Annotated in this window: 23 protein-coding genes and 1 tRNA gene; 13 read left to right on the top strand and 11 right to left on the bottom strand. The window is 73.7% G+C overall.

All coding sequences use genetic code 11. The annotated features are described in order from the left end of the window. The first annotated feature begins 11 nt into the window (after positions 1-11). The 3 genes from GA0070624_RS10325 to GA0070624_RS10315 are packed head-to-tail and all read left to right on the top strand — an operon-like array spanning position 12 to position 2,351. Positions 12-536, top strand: coding sequence for a DoxX family protein (locus GA0070624_RS10325; protein ID WP_091339502.1), 525 nt, complete (start codon positions 12-14; stop codon positions 534-536). Next, positions 529-1,242 (top strand): DsbA family protein, encoded by a 714-nt coding sequence (locus tag GA0070624_RS10320; RefSeq protein ID WP_091339499.1) that lies wholly within the window; start codon positions 529-531, stop codon positions 1,240-1,242. The genes GA0070624_RS10325 and GA0070624_RS10320 overlap by 8 nt, the downstream gene beginning before the upstream one ends. Continuing rightward, positions 1,239-2,351, top strand: coding sequence for a hypothetical protein (locus tag GA0070624_RS10315; protein WP_342672745.1), 1,113 nt, complete (start codon positions 1,239-1,241; stop codon positions 2,349-2,351). Before GA0070624_RS10320 ends, GA0070624_RS10315 begins: the two co-directional genes overlap by 4 nt. Here the strand turns inward: GA0070624_RS10315 and GA0070624_RS10310 are convergent. From GA0070624_RS10310 to GA0070624_RS10295, 4 genes are read right to left on the bottom strand one after another with little or no spacing between them, the layout of a single operon-like run. Further along, positions 2,315-3,085 carry an energy-coupling factor ABC transporter ATP-binding protein gene (locus GA0070624_RS10310; protein ID WP_091339496.1) on the bottom strand — a complete coding sequence of 257 codons (771 nt, stop codon included), beginning with the start codon at positions 3,083-3,085 and terminating at the stop codon, positions 2,315-2,317. The genes GA0070624_RS10315 and GA0070624_RS10310 overlap by 37 nt on opposite strands. Then, positions 3,082-3,852: a cobalt ECF transporter T component CbiQ gene (gene cbiQ / locus GA0070624_RS10305; RefSeq protein WP_091339493.1), complete on the bottom strand. Its 771-nt coding sequence runs from the start codon at positions 3,850-3,852 to the stop codon at positions 3,082-3,084. The genes GA0070624_RS10310 and cbiQ overlap by 4 nt, the downstream gene beginning before the upstream one ends. Positions 3,853-3,864: 12 nt before the next feature. Further along, complete coding sequence (locus GA0070624_RS10300; RefSeq protein ID WP_091339491.1) at positions 3,865-4,368, bottom strand: PDGLE domain-containing protein; 504 nt, start codon at positions 4,366-4,368, stop codon at positions 3,865-3,867. Then, a complete protein-coding gene (locus tag GA0070624_RS10295; RefSeq protein ID WP_091339488.1) occupies positions 4,365-5,084 on the bottom strand; it encodes an energy-coupling factor ABC transporter permease in 720 nt (239 codons plus the stop codon). Before GA0070624_RS10295 ends, GA0070624_RS10300 begins: the two co-directional genes overlap by 4 nt. Positions 5,085-5,244: 160 nt before the next feature. Here GA0070624_RS10295 and bcp point away from each other — a divergent pair, with 160 nt between their 5' ends. From bcp to GA0070624_RS10275, 4 genes are all read left to right on the top strand, one after another. Further along, positions 5,245-5,715 carry a thioredoxin-dependent thiol peroxidase gene (bcp, locus tag GA0070624_RS10290; RefSeq protein ID WP_091348552.1) on the top strand — a complete coding sequence of 157 codons (471 nt, stop codon included), beginning with the start codon at positions 5,245-5,247 and terminating at the stop codon, positions 5,713-5,715. 31 nt (positions 5,716-5,746) lie between these two features. Beyond that, positions 5,747-6,658: an HNH endonuclease signature motif containing protein gene (locus GA0070624_RS34660; protein WP_218105139.1), complete on the top strand. Its 912-nt coding sequence runs from the start codon at positions 5,747-5,749 to the stop codon at positions 6,656-6,658. Continuing rightward, positions 6,644-6,727: transfer RNA gene (locus GA0070624_RS10280), tRNA-Leu, on the top strand. The genes GA0070624_RS34660 and GA0070624_RS10280 overlap by 15 nt, the downstream gene beginning before the upstream one ends. A gap of 67 nt (positions 6,728-6,794) precedes the next feature. Continuing rightward, positions 6,795-7,325 (top strand): GNAT family N-acetyltransferase, encoded by a 531-nt coding sequence (locus GA0070624_RS10275; protein WP_091348549.1) that lies wholly within the window; start codon positions 6,795-6,797, stop codon positions 7,323-7,325. Between the two features lie 223 nt (positions 7,326-7,548). Here the strand turns inward: GA0070624_RS10275 and GA0070624_RS10270 are convergent, their stop codons facing one another. From GA0070624_RS10270 to GA0070624_RS10260, 3 genes are all read right to left on the bottom strand, one after another. Further along, on the bottom strand, positions 7,549-7,833 hold the full coding sequence (locus GA0070624_RS10270) for a hypothetical protein (RefSeq protein ID WP_245718736.1): 285 nt from the start codon (positions 7,831-7,833) through the stop codon (positions 7,549-7,551). Between the two features lie 100 nt (positions 7,834-7,933). After that, positions 7,934-8,749 (bottom strand): MOSC domain-containing protein, encoded by an 816-nt coding sequence (locus tag GA0070624_RS10265; protein WP_091339486.1) that lies wholly within the window; start codon positions 8,747-8,749, stop codon positions 7,934-7,936. Next, complete coding sequence (locus GA0070624_RS10260; protein ID WP_091339483.1) at positions 8,746-9,579, bottom strand: O-methyltransferase; 834 nt, start codon at positions 9,577-9,579, stop codon at positions 8,746-8,748. Before GA0070624_RS10260 ends, GA0070624_RS10265 begins: the two co-directional genes overlap by 4 nt. A 139-nt stretch (positions 9,580-9,718) precedes the next feature. On the opposite strand from GA0070624_RS10260, the gene GA0070624_RS10255 reads away from it, so the two are divergent. The 6 genes from GA0070624_RS10255 (at position 9,719) to hutH (ending at position 17,787) form a co-directional block, all read left to right on the top strand. Continuing rightward, a complete protein-coding gene (locus GA0070624_RS10255; RefSeq protein ID WP_091339481.1) occupies positions 9,719-10,567 on the top strand; it encodes a MurR/RpiR family transcriptional regulator in 849 nt (282 codons plus the stop codon). A gap of 12 nt (positions 10,568-10,579) precedes the next feature. After that, entirely contained in the window at positions 10,580-12,235 is a 1,656-nt protein-coding gene (gene hutU, locus GA0070624_RS10250; RefSeq protein WP_091339478.1) for a urocanate hydratase, read from the top strand. 55 nt (positions 12,236-12,290) lie between these two features. Then, positions 12,291-13,490 carry an allantoate amidohydrolase gene (locus tag GA0070624_RS10245; RefSeq protein ID WP_091339475.1) on the top strand — a complete coding sequence of 400 codons (1,200 nt, stop codon included), beginning with the start codon at positions 12,291-12,293 and terminating at the stop codon, positions 13,488-13,490. Positions 13,491-13,644: 154 nt separating this feature from the next. Then, positions 13,645-15,003 carry a formimidoylglutamate deiminase gene (locus tag GA0070624_RS10240; RefSeq protein ID WP_091339471.1) on the top strand — a complete coding sequence of 453 codons (1,359 nt, stop codon included), beginning with the start codon at positions 13,645-13,647 and terminating at the stop codon, positions 15,001-15,003. A gap of 58 nt (positions 15,004-15,061) precedes the next feature. After that, positions 15,062-16,261 (top strand): imidazolonepropionase, encoded by a 1,200-nt coding sequence (gene hutI / locus GA0070624_RS10235; protein WP_091339468.1) that lies wholly within the window; start codon positions 15,062-15,064, stop codon positions 16,259-16,261. Beyond that, positions 16,249-17,787 carry a histidine ammonia-lyase gene (hutH, locus tag GA0070624_RS10230; RefSeq protein WP_091339465.1) on the top strand — a complete coding sequence of 513 codons (1,539 nt, stop codon included), beginning with the start codon at positions 16,249-16,251 and terminating at the stop codon, positions 17,785-17,787. The genes hutI and hutH overlap by 13 nt, the downstream gene beginning before the upstream one ends. Positions 17,788-17,861: 74 nt before the next feature. Here the strand turns inward: hutH and rdgB are convergent, their stop codons facing one another. The 4 genes from rdgB to GA0070624_RS10210 all read right to left on the bottom strand — a co-directional run bounded on the left by rdgB (position 17,862) and on the right by GA0070624_RS10210 (position 21,193). Then, entirely contained in the window at positions 17,862-18,476 is a 615-nt protein-coding gene (rdgB, locus tag GA0070624_RS10225; protein ID WP_091339461.1) for an RdgB/HAM1 family non-canonical purine NTP pyrophosphatase, read from the bottom strand. Then, entirely contained in the window at positions 18,473-19,201 is a 729-nt protein-coding gene (rph, locus tag GA0070624_RS10220; protein WP_091339458.1) for a ribonuclease PH, read from the bottom strand. The genes rdgB and rph overlap by 4 nt, the downstream gene beginning before the upstream one ends. Positions 19,202-19,258: 57 nt before the next feature. Further along, positions 19,259-20,014: an MBL fold metallo-hydrolase gene (locus GA0070624_RS10215; RefSeq protein ID WP_091339455.1), complete on the bottom strand. Its 756-nt coding sequence runs from the start codon at positions 20,012-20,014 to the stop codon at positions 19,259-19,261. 213 nt (positions 20,015-20,227) lie between these two features. After that, entirely contained in the window at positions 20,228-21,193 is a 966-nt protein-coding gene (locus GA0070624_RS10210; RefSeq protein WP_091339452.1) for a PLP-dependent cysteine synthase family protein, read from the bottom strand. Positions 21,194-21,325: the final 132 nt, after the last annotated feature.

The following is a 21,325-nucleotide window of genomic DNA, read 5'->3' as shown; positions in this document are numbered from 1 at the left end:
CGGGACGACCAATGACCGTGACTGCACCGAGCACCCGGGCCGCCCGCTGGCCCGCCCTCCGGCCCTGGCTCGGCACCGCCGCCCGGCTCGGGCTGGCCGCCGTCTGGTTGGTCGCCGGCGGCGCCAAGGTTGACGACCTGGCCGCCTCCGGCCGGGCCGTCAACGCCTACCAGGTCATGCCGTACGAGCTGGCCACCGTGATCGGCGCCGCGCTGCCCTTCGTGGAGCTGGCGCTCGGCGTACTCCTGCTCATCGGGCTGGCCACCCGACTGGCCGCCGGCGTTTCCGCGGCGCTGCTGGTGGTCTTCATCACCGGCATCGCCTCGGCCTGGAGCCGCGGCCTGGCCATCGACTGCGGGTGCTTCGGCAGCGGCGGGCAGCTCGCCGCCGGTCAGGCCCCGAGCTACCTCCCGGAGATCCTCCGGGACCTGGGATTCCTGGCGCTGGCCGGATTCCTGCTGATCTGGCCCCGCACCCCCGTCTCGGTGGACGGCTGGCTGGCGGGCGAACCTCCCGTGGAGGGCGAGGATGAGTAGTCGCAAGGGGCAGAGGAGCGCGGCGCGGGTGGTCCGGGAGCAGATCGCCCGGGAGAAGCGGCGCAAGCGGACGATCTGGACGTCCGTCGCCGCCGTGGTGGTGCTGGTGATCGCCGGTCTGATCGGGTGGAGCGTCTACTCCAGCCAGCGCGCCGGCGAGTTCACCGCCCCGCCCGGCGCGAACGAGGCGGGCACCGGCGTCGTCCTCGGCAGCGGCCCGGTCACCATCGACCTCTACGAGGACTACCTCTGCCCGGTCTGCAAGCAGTTCCAGCAGACCAGCGGCCCGACCATCAACCAACTGGTCAGCGAGGGCAAGGCCAAGGTGGTCTTCCATCCGGTCGCCTACCTGGACCGGTTCTCCACCACGGAGTACTCCACCCGCTCCTCGGCCGCCTCGGGCTGCGCCGCAAAGGGCGGGAAGTTCAAGGAGTTCACCGACGCCCTCTTCGAGCGGCAGCCGGCGGAGGGCAGCGCCGGGCTGAGCAACGACGAACTGATCGACATCGGCGCGGGCGTCGGGTTGAACCGGGACGACTTCGGCTCCTGCGTCAGGGACGGCACGTACAAGGCGTGGACCGAGCACGTCACCGAGGACGCCAGCAAGTCCGGCGTCACCGGCACGCCGACCATCAAGGTCAACGGCAAGGAGCTCACGGACCGCAGCCCGGAGGGGATCAAGGCGGCGGTGGAGGCGGCCCGGTGATCCTGGTCCTGCTCCGGCGGGCGGGGCTGGTCGTCACCGCCGCGCTCGCCGCCACCCTCGCCCTGGCCGGGCCGGCCTTCGCGCACGGCGCGGACGCCCCGGACGGCACCGACTACCGCACCGAGGTGACCGGCCTCGCCCCCGCGCGGTCCGGGCTGGCCGTCCGGGCCATCGAGGCGGGCGCCCGGCTGGAGCTGGTCAACCGCACCGGGCGGGACGTCGAGGTGCTCGGCTACTCCGGAGAGCCGTACCTGCGGGTCGGCCCGGGCGGGGTCTACGAGAACAGCCGCTCCCCGGCGACGTACCTGAACCGGACCATCGCCGGGGACACCGAACTGTCGCCGGAGGCCGACCCCGCGGCGACGCCGGTCTGGCGGCGGATCTCCGGCGGGCAGTCGGTGCGCTGGCACGACCAGCGGGCACTCTGGCTCGAGTCGGCCCCACCGGCCCAGGTGAGCGTCGACCCCGAACGGGAGCAGCGGGTCCGGGACTGGGTGGTGCCGGTCCGGGACGGCGACGAGACCGTGGAGATCCGGGGCACCCTGGACTGGGTGCCGCCGCCGGACCCGTACCCGTGGTGGGTCGCCGCCGCGCTCGGCTTCCTCGCCATCGGGGCGGCCGGGCTGGCACCGGCCGGCTCGGCGGCCGGGACGCGGGCGTTGCGCGGGGTGGGGTTCCTGCTCGTCCTCGGCGGGGCGACGGCGGTGGCGTTCACCGTCGGTCGGGAGCTCGACGCCGGCGCCCAGGGCGTCGGTGGGGTCCTGCTCGGGCTGTTCAGCGGGCAGATCTGGGCGCTGCTCACCGGGCTCGGCGCCATCGCGGCCGGCGGGTACGCGCTGACCCGCCGGGCGGCGGGCGACTTCGCGCTGGCCCTGGCCGGGGCGTGTCTGGCGCTCTTCGCCGGGTTCGCCAACGTCGCCGTGCTCTCCCGCTCGGTGGCCCCGGTGCCCTGGCCCGCCACCGCGGCCCGGGTCATGGTGGTGCTGGTCCTCGCCGCCGGTGCCGGCGCGGTGGCCGCCGGCGTCCTCCGCCTGCACGCCGCCTCCCGCACGGCGGCCTCGCGCAGCGGCGATCAGGGGCGGGCGGCCGTGTGGGGGTTGAAGCCGTAGGGGAGTTCGAGGCGGTGGGCCGCCAGGAGATCCTCGTCGGTGAGGATGTCGACGGTGGGGGCGTCGGCGACGATGCGGCCGGCGTCGAGGATCACCGAGCGGTCGCAGAGCTCCGCCGCGTACGGCAGGTCGTGGGTGACCATCAGCAGGGTCACCGGGAGGGCGCGCAGGATCTCCGCCAGCTCGCGCCGGGCGGCCGGGTCGAGGTTGGACGACGGCTCGTCGAGGACCAGGATCTCCGGGTGCATGGCGAGCACGGTGGCCACCGCCACCCGACGCCGCTGGCCGAAGGAGAGGTGGTGCGGCGCCCGGTCCCGGTGCTCGCTCATCCCGACGGCGGCGAGCGCCTCGTCGACGCGAGCGGCCAGTTCCGCCCCGCGCAGCCCCAGGTTCGCCGGGCCGAACGCCACGTCCTCGGCGACCGTGGGCAGGAAGAGCTGGTCGTCCGGGTCCTGAAAGACGATGCCCACCCGGCGGCGGATCTCGGCGAGGGTGTCCCGGTCCCGGCTGACCGTCAACCCGCCGACGCTGACCGTCCCCTCGGTCGCCGTGAGGATGCCGTTGAGGTGCAGCACCAGGGTGGTCTTGCCGGCGCCGTTCGGCCCGAGCAGGGCCACCCGGTCCCCGCGCGGCACGGTCAGGTCCACCCCGCGCAGGGCGACGTGGCCGTCCGGGTACGCGTACCGGACGCCGCGCACGTCGAGGGAGGGAGCCGTCTGCACGTACCCGATCATGTCAGCACGACCGCCGCGGCGGCGATGGTGACCGCCGCCAGCGGCACGGTGGCCGCGGCCGCCCACTGGCCGGCGGTGGCCGCGCCGGTCCCCTGCCAGACCGCCGGCATCCGGCCGGAGTAGCCGCGCGACACCATGGCCAGGTAGACCCGCTCGCCGCGCTCGAAGGCGCGCAGGAAGAGCGCGCCGACGCCGGCGGCGAAGCCGCGCAGCTGCCAGAGGAAGCGCGGGTCGTCGCCCCGGGAGACCCGGGCCACCCGCATCCGGCGGGCCTCGCCGACCAGCACGTCCAGGTAGCGCAGCATGAAGGTGGCGATCTGGGTGAGGATCTGGGGGCAACGCAGTCGGTCCAGGCCGACGATCAGGTCGCGCGTCGTGGTGGTCGCGGCCAGCAGAAGCGACGCCAGTACGCCCAGCGTGCCCTTGGCCAGGATGTTCCAGCCGCCGAGCAGCCCGTCGACGGAGAGGTTCAGCCCGGCCACCTCGACCCGCTCCCCCGCCCCGAGGAAGGGCAGCGCGAACGCGAAGAGCACGAACGGCAGCTCGATCAGCGCCCGGCTGAGCAGCCAGCGGGGGCCCACCCGGGCCAGCGCCGCCACACCGGCGACCAGCAGGGCGTACCCGCCGAAGGCCCAGTACGCCTCGCGCGGCGTGGCGACCACGGCGACGGTGAAGAGCACCATCGCGGCGATCTTCACCTCGGGCGGGAGGCGGTGCACCGCCGAGGTGGACTCCCGGTAGAGGACGTGTGCGTGCCCGGCACCCATCGGGCGTACCCCTCAGCCGGCCCGGGCGGGCGTCGACCGCCCGTCGGCCTGCTCGTCGGTGGCCGCGTCGGGGCCGGCGTCGCCGGCCCGCTCGCGCTCCGGCCGGTCGCCGTCGACTCGGTCGCCGGCGGCCCGGGGGTTGTCGGTTCGGTCGCCACCGGTCCGGGGGCCGTCGGGTCCAAGGCCGCGGCGGCGGGTGAGCCAGAAGAGGCCGCCGCCGAGGACGAAGGTGAGCAGCACGCCGGCCACCCCGGAGAGGCCGGTGGAGAGGAACCGGCTGTCCACACCCTTGATGCCGTAGTCGGCCAACGGGCTGTCCGACAGCTCGTGGTCCTTCGTCCGCTGCGCCGGGCAACTGCCGCCGGTGATCTCGCCGTTCGCGTCGACCGTGCACCCCTTGAGCAGCGACGAGTCCAGGCCGTCCGGGTGCGACGAGGCGTAGTTGCTCACCACCCCGGCGAGCAGCAGGGCGACCAGCAGGCCGCCGAGCACGAAACCCCAGGACCGCTTCCTCATCGGACACCTCCGGCCACCGGACCGGCGGGAACCGGCGCGGCCGGCTTCCGGGCGCCCAGCGCGTACACCAGGTCGGGACGGACCTTGGCGACGGTGACCACGGTGGTGGCGGTGATCAGGCCCTCACCGATGCCGATCAGCAGGTGGACGCCGGCCATGGTGCCGGCCAGCCCGGCCAGGTTGCCGCCCAGGTCGGTGGTGCCGCCCAACCAGTACTGCAGGACAAAGCCCTGGCTGGCGACCAGGACGCTGACCAGGCCCGAGACGAACGCGGTGACGCCGAGCCCGGCCGGGGTGCGGGGCAGCACCCGCAGCAGCAGCGCGATCAGCAGGTACGCCGTCGCGGTGCCGAGGATCGCCATGTTGGTGACGTTGAGGCCGAGCATGGCCACCCCGCCGTCGCCGAAGACGAGGGCCTGCACGACGAGGACCACGGCCACGCAGAGCGCGCCGACCCAGGGGCCGACCAGCAGCGCGGCGAGCGCGCCGCCCAGCAGGTGGCCGCTGACCCCGGCGGTGAAGATCGGGAAGTTGAGCATCTGCACGGCGAAGATGAACGCGGCCACCAGGCCCGCCATCGGGGCCAGCCGGTCGTCCAGGTCACGGCGGCCGCGCAGCACGCAGAGCGTGAGCACGGCGAGCGCGAAGGCGGCGAAGACCGCGGCCACGGGACCGTTGATGATCCCGTTCGAGATGTGCATCGCCAGCGTTTCCACTCGACCTCCCGGTGCGGCGGGCGGATCTCCACCGTGATGGTCAGCTTATTTCCACCGCGTCCTTGTTGCCAATCCATTGCAACAAGCCATGCTCTTGATCACCCGCGGCGCGGCGCGGCACCCCGTCCGCGTACGCAACGGCGGCGGTATCGTCTCCGCCATGACCGACCGTCTCAACCCCGGCGACCCCGCGCCCGAGTTCACTCTCCCCACCGACACCGGCGGGTCGATCTCCCTGGCCGACCTGCGCGGCCGCAAGGTCATCCTGTACGCCTACCCGGCCGCCATGACGCCCGGCTGCACCAAGCAGGCCTGCGACTTCCGCGACTCGCTCGCGTCGCTCCAGGCCGCCGGCTACGAGGTAATCGGCATCTCCCCGGACAAGCCGGAGAAGCTGGCCAAGTTCCGCGACCGGGACGCGATCACCTTCCCGCTGGCGGCCGACACCGACAAGGCGGTGCTGACCGCGTACGGCGCGTACGGCGAGAAGCAGATGTACGGCCGCACGGTGACCGGCGTGATCCGCTCGACCTTCGTCATCGACGAGGACGGGAAGATCGAGCGGGCGCTCTACAACGTCAAGGCCACCGGGCACGTCGCCAAGCTCCGCCGGGATCTCGGCCTGGACTGAGGTTGTCGTACCGGGCCGCTACGGTGCGTGCGTGGTCCGGTACAAGTACACACCCGAGGCGCTGGCCGAGGCCGCCGCCGGTGCGCAGAGCATTGCCGGGGTGATGCGGGCGCTCGGCGTGCGGATCAGCGGCGGGTCGCACGCGCATATCAGTCGGCAGCTCAAGCGGTTCGGCATCGACACGTCGCACTTCACCGGCAGCGTGCACAACAAGGGGCAGCGCGGCGCTCGCCGGACCAACTCCTTACAGCTCCTGGTTCAGCTGCCAGCCGGTTCCCGCCGCGCACCTGGCGGCCGCCTGAAATGGGCGCTACGCGACATCGGCGTTCCAGAGGAGTGCGAGGAATGCGGCGTCGGGCCGAGGTGGCGAGGCCGACCCCTGACGCTGCATGTGGACCACATGAACGGCGACTTCCTCGACAACCGGCCGCCAAACCTCCGAATACTCTGCCCGAACTGTCACAGTCAGACCGACACCTACGCCGGTCGAAACAAGCGCAGTCCTGGCCCGGGGCAGCCACTCTCGGCCGCGGCACCGACACCCCCCATACGTCACGGACCACTGCCGGTGGACGAGGTGGAGGAGGTGGTCAGGCAGGTGGAAGCCGGCCTCCTCGGCCCGAGCGAAGCCGCGAGGTGGATCGGTTGCCATCGGAATCACATCGCTAGGCTCCGGAAGCGACTCGCCACCCGAGGCACCCTCGTCACCGCGCCACAAGCTCCCCGAGCAACAGCGACCTCCGCTCGGGACGGCATGGTCATCAACTACGCCCTGGCTAACCCCAGGCTCGGTCCGCGGAAGCTTGCCGAGGTCATCAAGACAGCCACCGCCGGGGAATGTCTGGTGAGCCATGGCACCGTGACCAACATCCTCCGACGGGCGGGACTGCACACCGCCTCCGTAAGACGCTCTAAACTCAGCGGATCTGCGGGAGTGGCGTAACAGGCAGGCGCGCGGGCCTTAGGAGCCCGTGTCCGAAAGGACGTGGGGGTTCGACTCCCCTCTCCCGCACTATCGGTGGTGTCGTGATCGTCACGATCGGGGGCTCATCCGCCGGCATTCCAGCAGGATGTCGCGGGTGAGCCTGCGTTTCGTCATCGATCCCGATCTCACCCCAGCGCTGCGCGAGCAGATCGTGTCCCTCTGGGCGGACGTCACCAACGCCGGCGGCGCCGTGGGCTTCGTCGCCCCGGTGACCGCCGCCGAGGTCCGGCCCGTAGCCGAGGCGACCTTCACCGACCTCACCGAGGGGCCGGACCGGCTGCTGGCCGGCTACGAGGGTGACCAGCTGGTCGGGGTCCTGATCATCGCCGACAACCGGTTCCGCCTGAAGACGCACTGGCGGGTCCTCCAGCGGGTGATGGTCCACCCGAAGACCCAGGGCCGCGGGTACGGCGCCGCACTGATGCGCGAGGCCGAGCGGATCGGCCGCGAGCTGGGCTTGGAGGCGCTGCACGTGACCGTCCGGGGCGGGCTCGGTCTGGAGTCGTTCTACGACCGGCTCGGCTACCGCGAGGTGGGCCGGCTGCCCGGCGCGCTGCGGGTCGCCCCGGGCGACGACCGGGACGAGATCTTCATGTGGCTCGACCTGGGCACCCGGGCGGCCTGACGGCACGGTTCCCGGCCCCGATCGGGCGCGGATGCCGAGCCCCTCGCCCTGGGGATCCGGCCACGTCGTCGCGGGACCGGACCCACGACGGCGCTACGAACCTGATGTCGTGGATGAATCGCCGGCCGGCGGATGCCCCGGGTACCGCCGAGGTGAGTCGTTCACGTCATCAGGTTCGTAGGACGAGAAGGGCACCGTCGTCTTACCGAGCTGGAGACGCGGGTCAGGGGTGCCGGGCGCGGAGCAGTCCGGCGGCGATCGTGGTGAGGGACCGCAGCTCCTCGGCGACCTCCGGCCGCTCGCGCAGGGTGTCCTCCAGGCGGACCCGCCACCGGCCGGACTCCACCAGCGCGCGGTCGCGGCCGCCCCGGCGCACGTGGTCCCGGGTCTCCCGGAGGGCGTCCTCGGCGGCCGGTCCGAGCAGGTTGCCGATCTCGTGGCTGAGCCACCCGAACAGTTCCTCGTCGTGCACTGCGCCGACGATCACCCGGGCCGTGTCCCAGGCCACCCGGGGTGGTGGATCACCTGCATCTCGACTCCTCTGCCGACGTGACCACTTCGGTCATCATCGAACCCGGCGCCGTGCGGCGACAAGAACCGGTACGAGGTCAGCCCTCGACGGTCACCGGGTCGCCGACCGTCAGCCTTCCCGGCGCCTCGGGGACCATGTGCAGCCCGAAGAGGAGCTTCTGTCCTACGTTGCGGTGCCGGGCGAGGGTGCGCAGCGGCTCCTTGCCGCGTACCCCGGTCTCCTGGTCGGTGGTGGTGACCAGGCAGCGGTCGCACGGCCCGGCGGCGCGGAAGACGGCCGATCCGACGCGGAGCCGGCGGCCGGCCCAGTCGTCCTCGGCCCAGGCGGGGGCGCCGGCGACCACCAGGTTGGGGCGGAACCGGGCCACCGGCACCGGCGGCTCGCCGGCCTCGGCGAGCCAGTCGTTGAGCGCGTCGAGCGAGGCGGCGCTCGCCAGCAGCAGGGGGTAGCTGTCCGCGAAGCTGACCTGGTCACCGGTGTCGTGGTCGCGCTCGCCCGGCTTGATGTGCCGGGTCGGGCGGCCCAGCCAGACCAGCCGGACCGGCCGGCCGAGCAGCGCGCCGAGCCAGTCGTCCGCGGCCGGCCCGGCGGGCAGCGCCGGGACCGGCAGCCGGCTGCGGAACACCCGCACCAGGACCGGCTCGACGGTGGCCGGCTCGGGCACGTCGAGGTCGGGGCCGTCGGGGGCACGCAGCGTCAGTCCGCCGTCGCGTGGGGTGGCGCGCAGGGTGACCAGCTCAGCGGCCTCCCGCTGGGTGACGCCGACGCCGTCGGCGTCGATCACCATCCAGCGCCGGTCGCCCGCCAGGCCCCAGGGCTCGACCCGGGCGCCGTCGTGGTCGAGCCGGTGGCACCCCTTGACCGGGTACGTGTGGACCGCGGCGAGCCTCACCAGGCGACGCCGATGCCGTCACCGGGGTACCAGTGCCGGGCCGGGGTCTCCCGGTAGGCGAGGAAGCGCCGGCCGCTCCGCTCGGCGTGCTCGGCGAGGACGTTGGTGATGGTGACGTTGTCGGTGAGCAGCATCGCGCCGGGGGCGAGCTTCGGCTCGATCGCCTCGAACTCGGCCTTCTCGTGCACCCGGCTGTGGTCGCTGTCGTGCAGGAAGAGGTCGACGGGGCGGTCCAGCGCGCCGATGGAGGCGACCGAGTCGCCGATCACCAGGTCGACCACGTCGGCCCAGGGCGTCGCGCGGGCGAGGTAGCCGGCCTCGGGGTTGATGTCCAGCGAGGTGAGCCGGCCGGGGTGCCCCTCGGCGGCGTTGCGCAGCAGCGCGGCGGCCAGCACGCAGCTGCCCAGCCCCTTGTCCACGCCGGTCTCGACCACATGGGCGGGCTTCCGGGCGCGGACGATTGCGTACCAGCCGATCCGGCGGGCGTACCGGACCTGCCTGTCGGCGAGGCCGCGGCGGGAGGCGGCGGCGGTGGCCTGTTCGATGTGCCCGCGCAGCTCCCCGTCGGTCTCGATCTCGTTCAGGTACGCCCTGACCTGCTTCACCGGCACGGCGCAGACCACGCTGACGAACCAGGCGAGATGGTTCCGGCTCAGCTTGGTCAGCTCGTACGTGTAGTTGTGGTGCTCCCGCGAGGTGACCAGCCAGCGGGCCGAGGTGCGCAGCACCTTGGCGTCGTGCCGGGCGACCCGGGCCAGCCGCTTGGGGAAGGCGGCGACCGGAGCCAACGGGGTGCGGGCGATGGCCCGCCGGAGCTTCGTTGCGTCCACTGAGGGGTTCCACCAGTTCGACGAGGGGTCAACGAGGAACATTTTTCATCACCGACTGGGGGTGCCCGTCGGTCGAACGAGGGTACCCGGGCAAGAGCGGCGGTTGCGCTGTGAAAGTTTTTATGCATAGAGTCCCACCATGAATGAAAGCGGTGCGGCGCCGGCCGACCGCGTGCTCGACCTGTTCCACGGGGTCCGGCTCACCCCGACGCAGCGCCGGATCGCGCACTGCCTCGTGCAGCAGGCCGGGGCGGCGGCGTACCTGTCGGCGGCCGAAGTGGCCGAGCTGGCGGGGGTCAGCCAGCCTTCGGTGACCCGGTTCGCGATGGCGCTCGGCCACGACGGCTACCCGGCGCTGCGCCGCCGACTGCGGGAGCTGAGCGCCACCGACGCCGCCGACCCGACCGACGCCGGGAACGAGCTGCAACGGGCGGTCCGCGCCGAGATGGGCAACCTCGACCGGCTGGCCGGACAGCTCGCCGACCGGGCGCGGATCGCCGAGGTCGGGAAGCTGCTGGCCGCCAGCCGCCCGCTGCCGGTGCTCGGGCTGCGCGCCGCCGCCCCGCTGGCCGCGTACTTCGCCTACTTCGCGGCGAAGGTGCACCCGGACGTCCGGGTGCTCGACGACGGCGGCAGCCTGCTGACCGACCGGCTGGAGCAGGCCGCGGTGGCCGGGGCCCGGGCGCTGCTCGCCTTCGTCCTGCCCCGCTACCCCCGGGAGACCCTGGACGCGCTGCGCGAGGCCCGGGCCGCCGGGCTGACCGTGGTGGCGATCACCGACTCGCCGGTCAGCCCCGCCGGCGAACACGCCGAGGTGGTGCTCCCGGCCGCCGTCGGCACCGACCTCGTCTTTGACCTGCATACCGCCCCGATGACCCTGGCCATGGTGGTGCTCCAGGCAATCTGCGACGCCACCCCGGCCGAGACCCAGACCCGGCTCGAGGCGTTCGAGTCGTCCGCTGCCCGCCGCCAGTTGTTCCTCGGCTGAGAGGAGTACGAGATGCACCAGCCCGTCCGCGCCGCCCGCGGCACCGCACGCACCGCCCAGGGGTGGCCGCAGGAGGCCGCGCTACGGATGCTGATGAACAACCTCGACCCGGAGGTGGCCGAGCGCCCCGAGGACCTGGTGGTCTACGGCGGCACCGGCAAGGCCGCCCGGGACTGGCCGTCGTACCACGCGCTGGTGCGGACGCTCACCGAGCTGCGTGACGACGAGACGATGCTGGTGCAGTCCGGCCGCCCGGTCGGCGTCATGCGGACCCACGAGTGGGCGCCCCGGGTGCTGCTGGCCAACTCCAACCTGGTCGGCGACTGGGCCACCTGGCCGGAGTTCCGCCGGCTGGAGCAGCTCGGCCTGACCATGTACGGGCAGATGACCGCCGGCTCCTGGATCTACATCGGCACCCAGGGCATTCTCCAGGGCACCTACGAGACGTTCGCCGCGGTCGCCGCGAAGCGGTTCGGCGGCAGCCTGGCCGGCACGCTGACCCTGACCGCCGGCTGCGGCGGGATGGGCGGGGCACAGCCCCTGGCGGTCACCATGAACGGCGGCGCGTGCCTGATCGTGGACGTGGACCGCAGCCGGCTGGAGCGGCGGGCGCACGACCGCTACCTGGACGAGATCGCCGACAACCTGGACGACGCGGTCGAGCGGGTGCTCGCCGCGAAGCGGGAGCGGCGGGCGCTGAGCGTCGGCGTCGTCGGCAACGCGGCGGTCGTCTTCCCCGAGCTGCTGGTCCGGGGCGTCGAGATCGACATCGTCACCGACCAGACCAGCGCGCACGACCCGCTGTCGTACGTGCCGGTGGGGGTGGAGCTGGCCGACGCCCGGGACTACGCGGCGAAGAAGCCGGCCGAGTTCACCGACCGGGCCCGGGCGTCGATGGCCCGGCACGTGGCCGCGATGGTCGGCTTCCTGGACGCCGGCGCCGAGGTCTTCGACTACGGCAACTCGATCCGCGGCGAGGCGAAGCTCGGCGGGTTCGAGCGGGCCTTCGACTTCCCCGGCTTCGTGCCGGCGTACATCCGGCCGCTGTTCTGCGAGGGCAAGGGCCCGTTCCGGTGGGCGGCGCTCTCCGGCGACCCGGCCGACATCGCCGCCACCGACCGGGCCATTCTGGAGCTGTTCCCGGAGAACGAGTCGCTGGCCCGATGGATCCGGATGGCCGGCGAGCGGGTCGCCTTCCAGGGGCTGCCGGCGCGCATCTGCTGGCTCGGCTACGGCGAGCGGGACCGGGCCGGGGTGCGGTTCAACGAGATGGTCGCCTCCGGTGAGCTCTCCGCGCCGGTGGTGATCGGCCGGGACCACCTGGACTGCGGCAGCGTGGCCAGCCCGTACCGGGAGACCGAGGCGATGGCCGACGGCTCCGACGCGATCGCCGACTGGCCACTGCTCAACGCGCTGGTCAACACCGCGAGCGGGGCGTCCTGGGTGTCCATCCACCACGGCGGCGGGGTGGGCATCGGCCGGTCCATCCACGCCGGGCAGGTCTGCGTCGCCGACGGCAGCGAGCTGGCCGGGCAGAAGATCGAGCGGGTGCTCACCAACGACCCGGCGATGGGCGTGATCCGGCACGTGGACGCCGGCTACGACGACGCCCGCGAGGTCGCCGAGCGCACCGGGGTCCGGGTGCCGATGGCCGAGGGTGCCGCGTGAGCGCGAGGAGTGCAGCGCAGCGGAGCCCCGCAGTCGCGAACAACAGGGGTGCCGCGTGACCGACCTGGCCGCCCGGTTCCGGAAGCTCTGGGACGAGATCGCCCCGGTCGGACGGGACGAAGGCAGCGGCGGCTACCTGCGCTACGCCCTGACCGAGCCGGAACTGACGCTGCGCGCCTGGTTCCGGGAGCAGGCCGACGGTCGGGGCATGCCGGTGCAGGAGGACGGCAACGGCAACCTCTTCGCCTGGTGGGGCGACCCGGACACCGGGGACGCGGTGCTGACCGGCAGCCATTTCGACTCGGTGCCGCACGGCGGCGCGTACGACGGGCCGCTCGGCATCGTCAGCGCCTTCCTCGCCGTGGACGAGCTGCGGGCCGCCGGCGTCGCGCCGGTCCGGCCGGTGGTGATCGCCGCGTTCGTCGAGGAGGAGGGGGCGCGGTTCGGCGTACCGTGTCTGGGGTCGCGGCTGCTCACCGGGGAGATCGCGGTCGACCGCGCGGCCGGGCTGCGGGACGCCGCCGGGGTGAGCTTCGCCGAGGCGCTGGGTGAGCGGCCCGCGGGCGCCGACCCGGCGCTGGTCGGCCGCTTCGCGGCCTTCGTGGAGCTGCACGTCGAGCAGGGCCGCGCGCTGGTCGAGCGGGACGCGCCGGTCGCGGTGGCCAGCGCCATCTGGCCGCACGGCCGCTGGCGCTTCGACTTCCACGGCGAGGGCAACCACGCGGGTACGACCCGGATGGCCGACCGCCGCGACCCGATGCTCACGTACGCGTTCACCGTGCTCGCGGCGAACAAGGAGGCCCGGCTGCGCGACGCGAACGCCACCGTCGGCCGGGTACGCGTCGAGCCGAACGCCACCAATGCCATCCCGTCCCGGGTGACCGGGTGGCTGGATGCCCGGGCGGCCGAGCCGGAGACCCTGCACGGGCTGGTGGAGGCGGTGCACGCCAAGGCCGCCGAGCGGGCCCGGCGGGACGGCACGGAGCTGTCGCTGACCGAGGAGTCGGCCACCCCGCTGGTCGCCTTCGACGGCGGGCTGGCCGACCGGTTGGCGCGGCTGCTCGACGCGCCGGTGCTGCCCACCGGAGCCGGCCACGACGCGGGGGTCCTCGCCGCGCACCTGCCCACCGCGATGCTCTTCGTCCGCAATCCGACCGGGGTGTCGCACTCCCCCGCCGAGTCGGCCGCCGACGCCGACTGCGCCGCCGGGGTGACCGCCCTGGCCCGGGTGCTGGGGGAGCTGTCATGCCGCTGAACCGCTGCTCCGGCCGCTTGCCGGCGGCCGGCTCCGCCGTGGCCGGCCGGTGCCACCGGTGGATGCCTTTGGACCTGCCCCCACAGACGGGGCAGTGGCGCGCCCCCGGTAGCCCGGTAGCACACACGGGGCAGCTCCGAAGGAAGCTGACACCATGACCACGACCCGCTGGCTCGCCGAGTACGCCTGGCTGCCCGACCACGCCGAGCCCACGCCCGACGTGCTGATCGAGACCGAGGACGGACGGATCACCGCCGTCGCCCCACTGACCGCCGGGAGCCGGCCGCCGGCCGGGGTTGAGGTGCTGGGCGACGCGGTCCGGCTGCCCGGACTCACCCTGCCCGGGCTCGCCAACGCACACTCGCACGCCTTCCACCGGGCGCTGCGCGGCCGCACCCACGGCGGCCGGGGCGACTTCTGGACCTGGCGGGAAGTCATGTACGACGTCGCCCAGCGGCTCGACCCGGACTCCTACCTGGCCCTGGCCCGGGCCGCGTACGCGGAGATGGCGCTCGCCGGGATCACCTGCGTCGGCGAGTTCCACTACCTGCACCACGGCCCCAACGGGACGCCGTACGCCGACCCGAACGCGATGTCCGCGGCACTGGTCGAGGCCGCCGCCCAGGCCGGCATCCGGATCACCCTGCTGGACACCTGCTACCTCACCGCCACCGTGGACGGTGAGCCGCTGACCGGGCCGCAGCAGCGGTTCGGCGACGGCGACGCGCTGCGCTGGGCGGAGCGGGTCAGCGCGTTCAATCCCGAGAACGAGCACGCCCGGGTCGGCGCGGCGATCCACTCGGTGCGGGCGGTGCCCGCCGAACAGCTCGCCACGGTGGCCGGCTGGGCGGACCGGCGGGGCGCACCGCTGCACGCCCACCTCTCCGAGCAGCCCGCCGAGAACGACGCCTGCCGCGCGGCCCACGGCTGCACCCCGACCCGGCTGCTCGCCGATCACGGGGTGCTCGGGCCGCACACCACCGCCGTCCATGCGACCCATCCCACCGGCGCGGACCTGGCGCTGCTCGGGGAGAGCCGGACCGGCGTCTGCCTCTGCCCCACCACCGAACGGGACCTGGCCGACGGGATCGGTCCGGCCCGGCGGATGGCCGAGGCGGGCAGCCCGCTCAGCCTGGGCAGCGACAGCCACGCCGTGGTCGACCTCTTCGAGGAGGCCCGGGCGGTGGAGCTGGACGAGCGGCTGCGCACCCGCAGGCGCGGGCACTTCACCGCCGCCGAGCTGCTGACCGCCGCCACCGTCGCCGGGCACGCCGCGCTGGGCTGGGGGGACGCCGGCCGGCTGGCCGTCGGCGACCGGGCCGACCTGGTCACCGTACGCCTGGACAGCGCCCGCACCGCCGGCGCGCCACCGGTCGGGGTGTTCTTCGCGGCCACCGCGGCCGACGTCACCCATGTGGTGGTGGACGGGCGGGTCGTGGTCGCCGACGGGCGGCACCAGACCGTGGACGTGCCGACCGAACTGCGCGCGGCCATCGAGGAGGTGACCTCGTGAGCGCGAGGAGTGAGCCGGGTTTGCGAGCCCCGCAGTCGCGAACGGAAGAAGGCACGGGATGAGCAGCCTGCTGGTCGACAACATCGGCGAGCTGGTCACCAACGTGGTCGGCGGCGGTGAGGCCGGGCCGCTGGGTATCCGCCGGAACAGCGCCCTGCTGGTGGAGGACGGCCAGGTGGCCTGGATCGGACCGGCCCGGGACGCCCCGGCCGCCGACCGGCGGATCGACGCCGAGGGCGCGGCCGTGCTCCCCGGCTTCGTGGACAGCCACGCCCACCTGGTCTTCGCCGGGGACCGGGCCGCCGAGTTCGCCGCCCGGATGGCCGGCCAGCCGTACACCGGGGGCGGTATCCGGACCACGGTGGGCGCGACCCGGGCCGCCTCCGACGACGAGCTGCGGGCCACCGTGCGCCGGCTGCGCGCCGAGGCGATGCGGCAGGGCACCACCACCATCGAGATCAAGAGCGGGTACGGGCTCACCGTCGCCGACGAGGCCCGTTCGCTGCGGATCGCCGCCGAGTTCACCGAGGAGACGACGTTCCTCGGCGCGCACGTCGTCCCCGCCGAGTACGCCCACCGCCCCGACGACTACGTGGGGATGGTCTGCGGGCCGATGCTGGCCGCCGCGGCCCCGTACGCGCGCTGGATCGACGTCTTCTGCGAGCGGGGCGCCTTCGACGTGGACCACGCCCGGGCCATCCTCGCCTGCGGGCAGGCGGTCGGGCTGGGCGTACGGGTGCACGCCAACCAGCTCGGCCCCGGCCCGGGCGTGCAGCTCGGAGTGGAACTCGGCGCGGCCAGCGTCGACCACTGCACCCACCTCACCGACGCCGACATCGACGCGCTGGTCTCGACCGGGACGGAGGGGGCGGGGACGGCCACCGTCGCCACCCTGCTGCCGGGCGCGGAATTCTCCACCCGGTCGCCGTACCCGGACGCCCGTCGGCTGCTCGACGCCGGGGTGGCCGTGGCGCTGGCCACCGACTGCAACCCCGGGTCGTCGTACACCTCGTCGATGCCGTTCTGCATCGCGCTCGCCGTGCGCGAGATGCGGATGACCCCGGCGGAGGCGGTCTGGGCCGCGACCGCCGGCGGCGCGATGGCGCTGCGCCGCGACGACGTCGGACGGCTGCGGCCCGGCGCCCGGGCCGACCTCATGATCCTCGACGCCCCATCCCACCTGCACCTGGCCTACCGACCGGGTGTGCCACTGATCCGCCAGGTTCTGTACAACGGAGTGCCGCAATGTCGACCGTGACCATCCAGCCCACCGGAATCTCCCCCGCCGACGTGATCGCGGTGGCCCGCGGCACCGCCAAGGTCGTCCTCGACCCCGCCGCGGTGGACGCGATGGCGACCAGCCGCTCCATCGTGGACGGCATCGAGGCGGCCGGGCGTCCGGTCTATGGCGTCTCCACCGGGTTCGGGGCACTCGCCAACACCTTCGTCGCGCCCGAGCGGCGGGCCGAGCTGCAGCACGCGCTGATCCGCTCGCATGCCGCCGGAGTGGGCGCGCCGATGCCCCGCGAGGTGGTCCGGGCGATGATGCTGCTGCGGGTGCGTTCCCTCGCGCTCGGCCACTCCGGGGTCCGCCCGCTGGTCGCCGAGGCCCTGGTCGACCTGCTCAACCACGAGGTCACCCCGTGGGTGCCGGAGCACGGCTCGCTCGGCGCCTCCGGCGACCTGGCCCCGCTGGCGCACTGCGCGCTGGTGCTGCTCGGCGAGGGCTGGGTGCTCGGCCCGGCCGGTGACCGGATCCCGGCCGCCGACGCGCTGCGCCGGGCCGGGCTGAAGCCGATCGAACTGGCGGCCAAGGAGGGGCTGGCGCTGATCAACGGCACCGACGGCATGCTCGGCATGCTGCTGCTGGCGATCCACGACGCCCGGCACCTGTTCGCCATGGCCGACGTCACCGCCGCCCTGGCGATCGAGGCGATGCTCGGCTCGGAGCGGCCGTTCCTGCCGGAGCTCCACGCCATCCGGCCGCATCCGGGGCAGGCGACGTCGGCGGCGAACATCCACCGGCTGCTCCAGGACTCCCGGGTGATGGACTCGCACCGCGACGACCTGTCGCACGCCGTGCAGGACGCGTACTCCATGCGCTGCGCCCCACAGGTGGCCGGCGCGGCCCGGGACACCCTCGACTTCGTCGCGACGGTGGCCGGGCGGGAGCTGCTCTCCGTGGTGGACAACCCGGTGGTGCTGCCGGACGGCCGGGTCGAATCCACCGGGAACTTCCACGGCGCGCCACTCGGCTTCGCCGCCGACTACCTCGCCATCGCCGCCGCCGAGGTCGGCGCGATCGCCGAACGCCGGGTGGACCGGCTGCTGGACGTCACCCGCAACCGGGAGCTGCCGGCGTTCCTCTCCCCCGACGCCGGGGTCAACTCCGGCCTGATGATCGCCCAGTACACCGCGGCCGGGATCGTCGCGGAGAACCGGCGGCTCGCCGCGCCCGCCTCGGTGGACTCGCTGCCCACCAGTGGCATGCAGGAGGACCACGTCTCGATGGGCTGGGCGGCGGCCAAGAAGCTGCGCACCGTCCTGGACAACCTCGCCAGCCTGCTCGCGGTGGAGCTGCTGGCGGCGGTCCGCGGGCTCCAACTCCGCACCCCGCTGGAGCCGTCGCCCGCCGGCCGGGCGGCCATGGCGGCGCTGGGCGGGATCGCCGGCGAGCCCGGCCCGGACGTCTTCCTCGCCCCGGTGATGGAGGCGGCTCGGGCCGTGCTGACCGGCCCGGAGCTGCGCGCGGCGATCGAGCGCGAGGTCGGGCCGCTCGGCTGACCGATCCGGCACGTCCCCGTTCCAGACTGGAGAGGTGGAACCGACAACCGCTCGGGTGCTGGACGATGCTGGGCTCAGGACTGCGGGAGCACCTTGGCGACCAGCTTGCCCAGCTCGCGCAGCGCCTTGCCGCGGTGGCTGACGGCGTCCTTCTCCTCCGGTGTCAGCTCCGCGTTGGTCCGGTCCTGGCCGTCGCCGAGGAAGATCGGGTCGTACCCGAAGCCGCCCTCGCCGCGCGGCGCGCGCAACAGCCGACCGGCCTGGCGGCCGTCGACCAGGTGCTCCTTGCCGTTCGGCAGCACCAGCGCGACCGCGCAGACGAAGGCGGCGCCCCGGTGCTCGTCCGGCAGGTCGGCGATCTGGTCCAGCACCAGCTGGAGGTTGGCCAGGTCGTCGCCGTGCCGGCCGGACCACCGGGCGCTGAACACGCCCGGCATGCCGTTTAGCGCGTCCACGGCCAGCCCGGAGTCGTCGGCGATCGTCGGCAGGCCGGTCCGCCGGGTGCCCTCGCGCGCCTTGATCAGCGCGTTCTCGCCGAAGGTCAGGCCGGTCTCCGGCAGCTCCGGGTACTCCTCGACGTCGTCCAGCCCGAGCAGGGCGATCCGGTGCGCGCCGAGCGCGGTGTCCAGGATCCGCTGGAGCTCGACGAGCTTCTTGCGGTTTCGGGTGGCGAGCAGAAACTTGTTCATGATGCGAGCGCCTTCCGCTGAGCCTCGGCGAGATCCAGGCAGCCCAGCACGCCCAGGTCGAGCAGGGCGTCGAGCTGCTCGCGGGCGAAGACGTTGGCCTCACCCGTCCCCTGCACCTCGACGAAGTCGCCGCTGCCGGTGCAGACCACGTTCATGTCCACCTCGGCGGCCACGTCCTCTTCGTAGCAGAGGTCCAGCCGCGGCTCGCCGCCGATGATGCCCACGCTGACCGCGGCCACCGACCGGTGCATCACCTTCTCCGCCTTGCCGACCAGCGCCCTGCGCTCGGCCAGCCAGCCGACCGCGTCGTGCAGTGCCACGTACGCCCCGGTGATCGCCGCGGTGCGGGTGCCGCCGTCGGCCTGGAGCACGTCGCAGTCGAGCACGATCGAGTTCTCGCCGAGCGCCTTCAGGTCGATGGCGGCCCGCAGGCTGCGGCCGATCAGCCGGGAGATCTCGTGGGTCCGACCACCGATGCGGCCCTTGACGCTCTCCCGGTCCGAGCGGGTGTTCGTGGCCCGGGGCAGCATCGCGTACTCGGCGGTCACCCAGCCGAGCCCGGAGCCCTTGCGCCAGCGGGGCACCCCCTCGGTCACGCTCGCCGTGCAGAGCACCCGCGTCGCGCCGAACTCGACGAGCACGGAGCCCTCCGGGTGCGTGCTCCAGCCCCGGGTCAGGGTCACCGGTCGGAGTTGGTCGGGCCGCCGCCCGTCAGGTCGCGCCATGCCTGCACCTTATGCGGTGCCGTGATCGAACCGTCCCGGGGTGCCGGGCTGGCCGGCTCAGACGTCGTAGCAGGCGCCGGGGCGGACCACCTCGAGCGGGCCGGCGTACGCGGCGGCGGCCGACTCCAGGGTGTGCGCCTCGCTGCCCCAGGCGGGCACCAGATGGGTGAGCAGCAGCCGGCCGACGCCTGCCTTGGTCGCGGCCTCGCCGGCCTCCCGCCCGGTGAGGTGCAGGTCCGGCGGGTTCTCCACACCGTCGAGGTAACTGGCCTCGCAGAGGAAGAGGTCGGCGCCCTGGGAGAGCCGCAGCAGCGCGTCGCAGGGGGCGGTGTCAGCGGAGTAGCAGAGCACCCGCCCGCCGTGCTCCAGCCGCACGCCGTACGTCTCGACCGGGTGGTTCATCCGGTCCACGGTGACGGTGAGCGGGCCGATCGGGAAGGTGCCCGGCTCCAGGGCGTAGAACTGGTAGACGTCCTCCACCGTGCTGTCCTCCTGCCCATACGCGTCTGACGCGGCGGCCAGCCGGTCCGGCGCGCCGGCGGGCGCGTACACCGGCAGGGGCGGGTACGGCCCGTCCGGGGCGTACCGGCGCACCACCACGTACGACACGGCGTCGAGGATGTGGTCGCAGTGCAGGTGGGTGAGGAGGATGGCGTCGGGGGCGTGCAGCCCGACGTAGCGCTGGAGGGTGGAGAGCGATCCCGAGCCGAAGTCGATCAGGAGCCGGAAGCCCTCCGCCTCCACGAGGTAGGCCGAGCAGGGGGACTCGGGGCCCGGGAAGCTGCCCGCGCAGCCGAGGATGGTCAGTCGCATCCGGTGGTCCTGATGTCACGCCCCGTAGTCGCCACGCCGGCTCCTGATCCGCCGATGATCTTTACCGACGCGTACGCCACGCTGCGCAGCCTACGCTGAGGTACTGCGGGGCAAGAATCATCCCCTGGAAGTTGTCGTCAACGTGACACCCGTACACGTCCGCCGGGTCGGGCCCGCGGGCCGGCCGGCGGCGAGCCGACCGGCCGCCCGTCGTCAGGCCCAGAGCTGACCCTCCAGGGCGTCCTCGGCGTCCGCGAGGGTGCCGCCGTACGCCCCGGTCGAGAGGTACTTCCAGCCGCCGTCGCAGACCACGAACGCCACGTCGGCCCGGCGGCCGTCCCGCACCGCCTCGTGCGCCACCGCCAGGGCAGCGTGCAGGATGGCGCCGGTGGAGAAGCCCGCGAAGACGCCCTCCACCTCGACCAGCTGGCGGGTGCGCAGCACGGCGTCCCGGGTGCCCACCGAGAAGCGCCGGGAGAGCACGCCGGCGTCGTAGAGCTCCGGGACGTATCCCTCGTCGATGTTGCGCAGGCCGTAGACCAGCTCGCCGTAGCGGGGCTCGGCGGCGACGATCTGGATGCCGTCGACCTTCTCCCGCAGGTAGCGCCCGGTGCCCATCAGCGTGCCGGTGGTGCCCAGGCCGGCCACGAAGTGGGTGATCGTGGGCAGGTCGTGCAGCAGCTCCGGCCCGGTGGTCTCGTAGTGCGCCCGGGCGTTCGCCTCGTTGCCGTACTGGTAGAGCATCACCCAGTCGGGGTGCTCGGCGGCGGTCTGCTTCGCGGTGGCGACCGCCTGGTTGGAGCCGCCCGCGGCCGGCGAGAAGATGATCTCCGCGCCGTACATCCGGAGCAGCTGCACCCGCTCGGTGGAGACGTTCTCCGGCATCACGCAGACCAGCCGGTACCCGCGCAGCTTGGCCACCATGGCCAGCGAGATGCCGGTGTTGCCGCTGGTCGGCTCCAGGATGGTGTCGCCCGGGCGGAGCCGGCCGGCCTCCTCGGCCGCGCGGACCATGAACAGGGCCGCCCGGTCCTTGATGCTGCCGGTCGGGTTCCGGTCCTCCAACTTCGCCCAGAGCCGCACCGGCGGCGCCCCCTCGGGCACCGTCGGCGAGAGCCGGGGCAGTCCGATCAGGGGCGTGCCGCCGCAGGCGTCGAGCAGGCTGTCGTACCGCGCCATGGGGCTGCCCTCAGCGGGCGGCGACGGCCGACCGCGGGGCGGTCGCCGCGACTGCCGCCGCACCGTGCTGCGCGATCGCCGCTGCCGCGGCACTGTGCTGCGCGATCGCCGCTGCCGCGGCACTGTGCTGCG

Source organism: Micromonospora rhizosphaerae (genome assembly GCF_900091465.1).
Classification (GTDB): domain Bacteria; phylum Actinomycetota; class Actinomycetes; order Mycobacteriales; family Micromonosporaceae; genus Micromonospora; species Micromonospora rhizosphaerae.
Note: the sequence above shows the minus strand (reverse complement) of the source record. Positions and strands in the feature narration are given on the sequence as shown.

What these genes read in the sequence shown, in the direction of transcription:
- GA0070624_RS10325 (WP_091339502.1), top strand. Translation starts at nt 12, where the DNA reads ATGACCGTGACTGCACCGAGCACCCGGGCCGCCCGCTGGCCCGCCCTC.
- GA0070624_RS10320 (WP_091339499.1), top strand. Translation starts at nt 529, where the DNA reads ATGAGTAGTCGCAAGGGGCAGAGGAGCGCGGCGCGGGTGGTCCGGGAG.
- GA0070624_RS10310 (WP_091339496.1), bottom strand. Translation starts at nt 3,085, where the DNA reads ATGATCGGGTACGTGCAGACGGCTCCCTCCCTCGACGTGCGCGGCGTC.
- cbiQ (WP_091339493.1), bottom strand. Translation starts at nt 3,852, where the DNA reads ATGGGTGCCGGGCACGCACACGTCCTCTACCGGGAGTCCACCTCGGCG.
- GA0070624_RS10300 (WP_091339491.1), bottom strand. Translation starts at nt 4,368, where the DNA reads ATGAGGAAGCGGTCCTGGGGTTTCGTGCTCGGCGGCCTGCTGGTCGCC.
- bcp (WP_091348552.1), top strand. Translation starts at nt 5,245, where the DNA reads ATGACCGACCGTCTCAACCCCGGCGACCCCGCGCCCGAGTTCACTCTC.
- GA0070624_RS10255 (WP_091339481.1), top strand. Translation starts at nt 9,719, where the DNA reads ATGAATGAAAGCGGTGCGGCGCCGGCCGACCGCGTGCTCGACCTGTTC.
- hutU (WP_091339478.1), top strand. Translation starts at nt 10,580, where the DNA reads ATGCACCAGCCCGTCCGCGCCGCCCGCGGCACCGCACGCACCGCCCAG.
- GA0070624_RS10240 (WP_091339471.1), top strand. Translation starts at nt 13,645, where the DNA reads ATGACCACGACCCGCTGGCTCGCCGAGTACGCCTGGCTGCCCGACCAC.
- hutI (WP_091339468.1), top strand. Translation starts at nt 15,062, where the DNA reads ATGAGCAGCCTGCTGGTCGACAACATCGGCGAGCTGGTCACCAACGTG.
- hutH (WP_091339465.1), top strand. Translation starts at nt 16,249, where the DNA reads ATGTCGACCGTGACCATCCAGCCCACCGGAATCTCCCCCGCCGACGTG.
- rdgB (WP_091339461.1), bottom strand. Translation starts at nt 18,476, where the DNA reads ATGAACAAGTTTCTGCTCGCCACCCGAAACCGCAAGAAGCTCGTCGAG.
- rph (WP_091339458.1), bottom strand. Translation starts at nt 19,201, where the DNA reads ATGGCGCGACCTGACGGGCGGCGGCCCGACCAACTCCGACCGGTGACC.
- GA0070624_RS10215 (WP_091339455.1), bottom strand. Translation starts at nt 20,014, where the DNA reads ATGCGACTGACCATCCTCGGCTGCGCGGGCAGCTTCCCGGGCCCCGAG.
- GA0070624_RS10210 (WP_091339452.1), bottom strand. Translation starts at nt 21,193, where the DNA reads ATGGCGCGGTACGACAGCCTGCTCGACGCCTGCGGCGGCACGCCCCTG.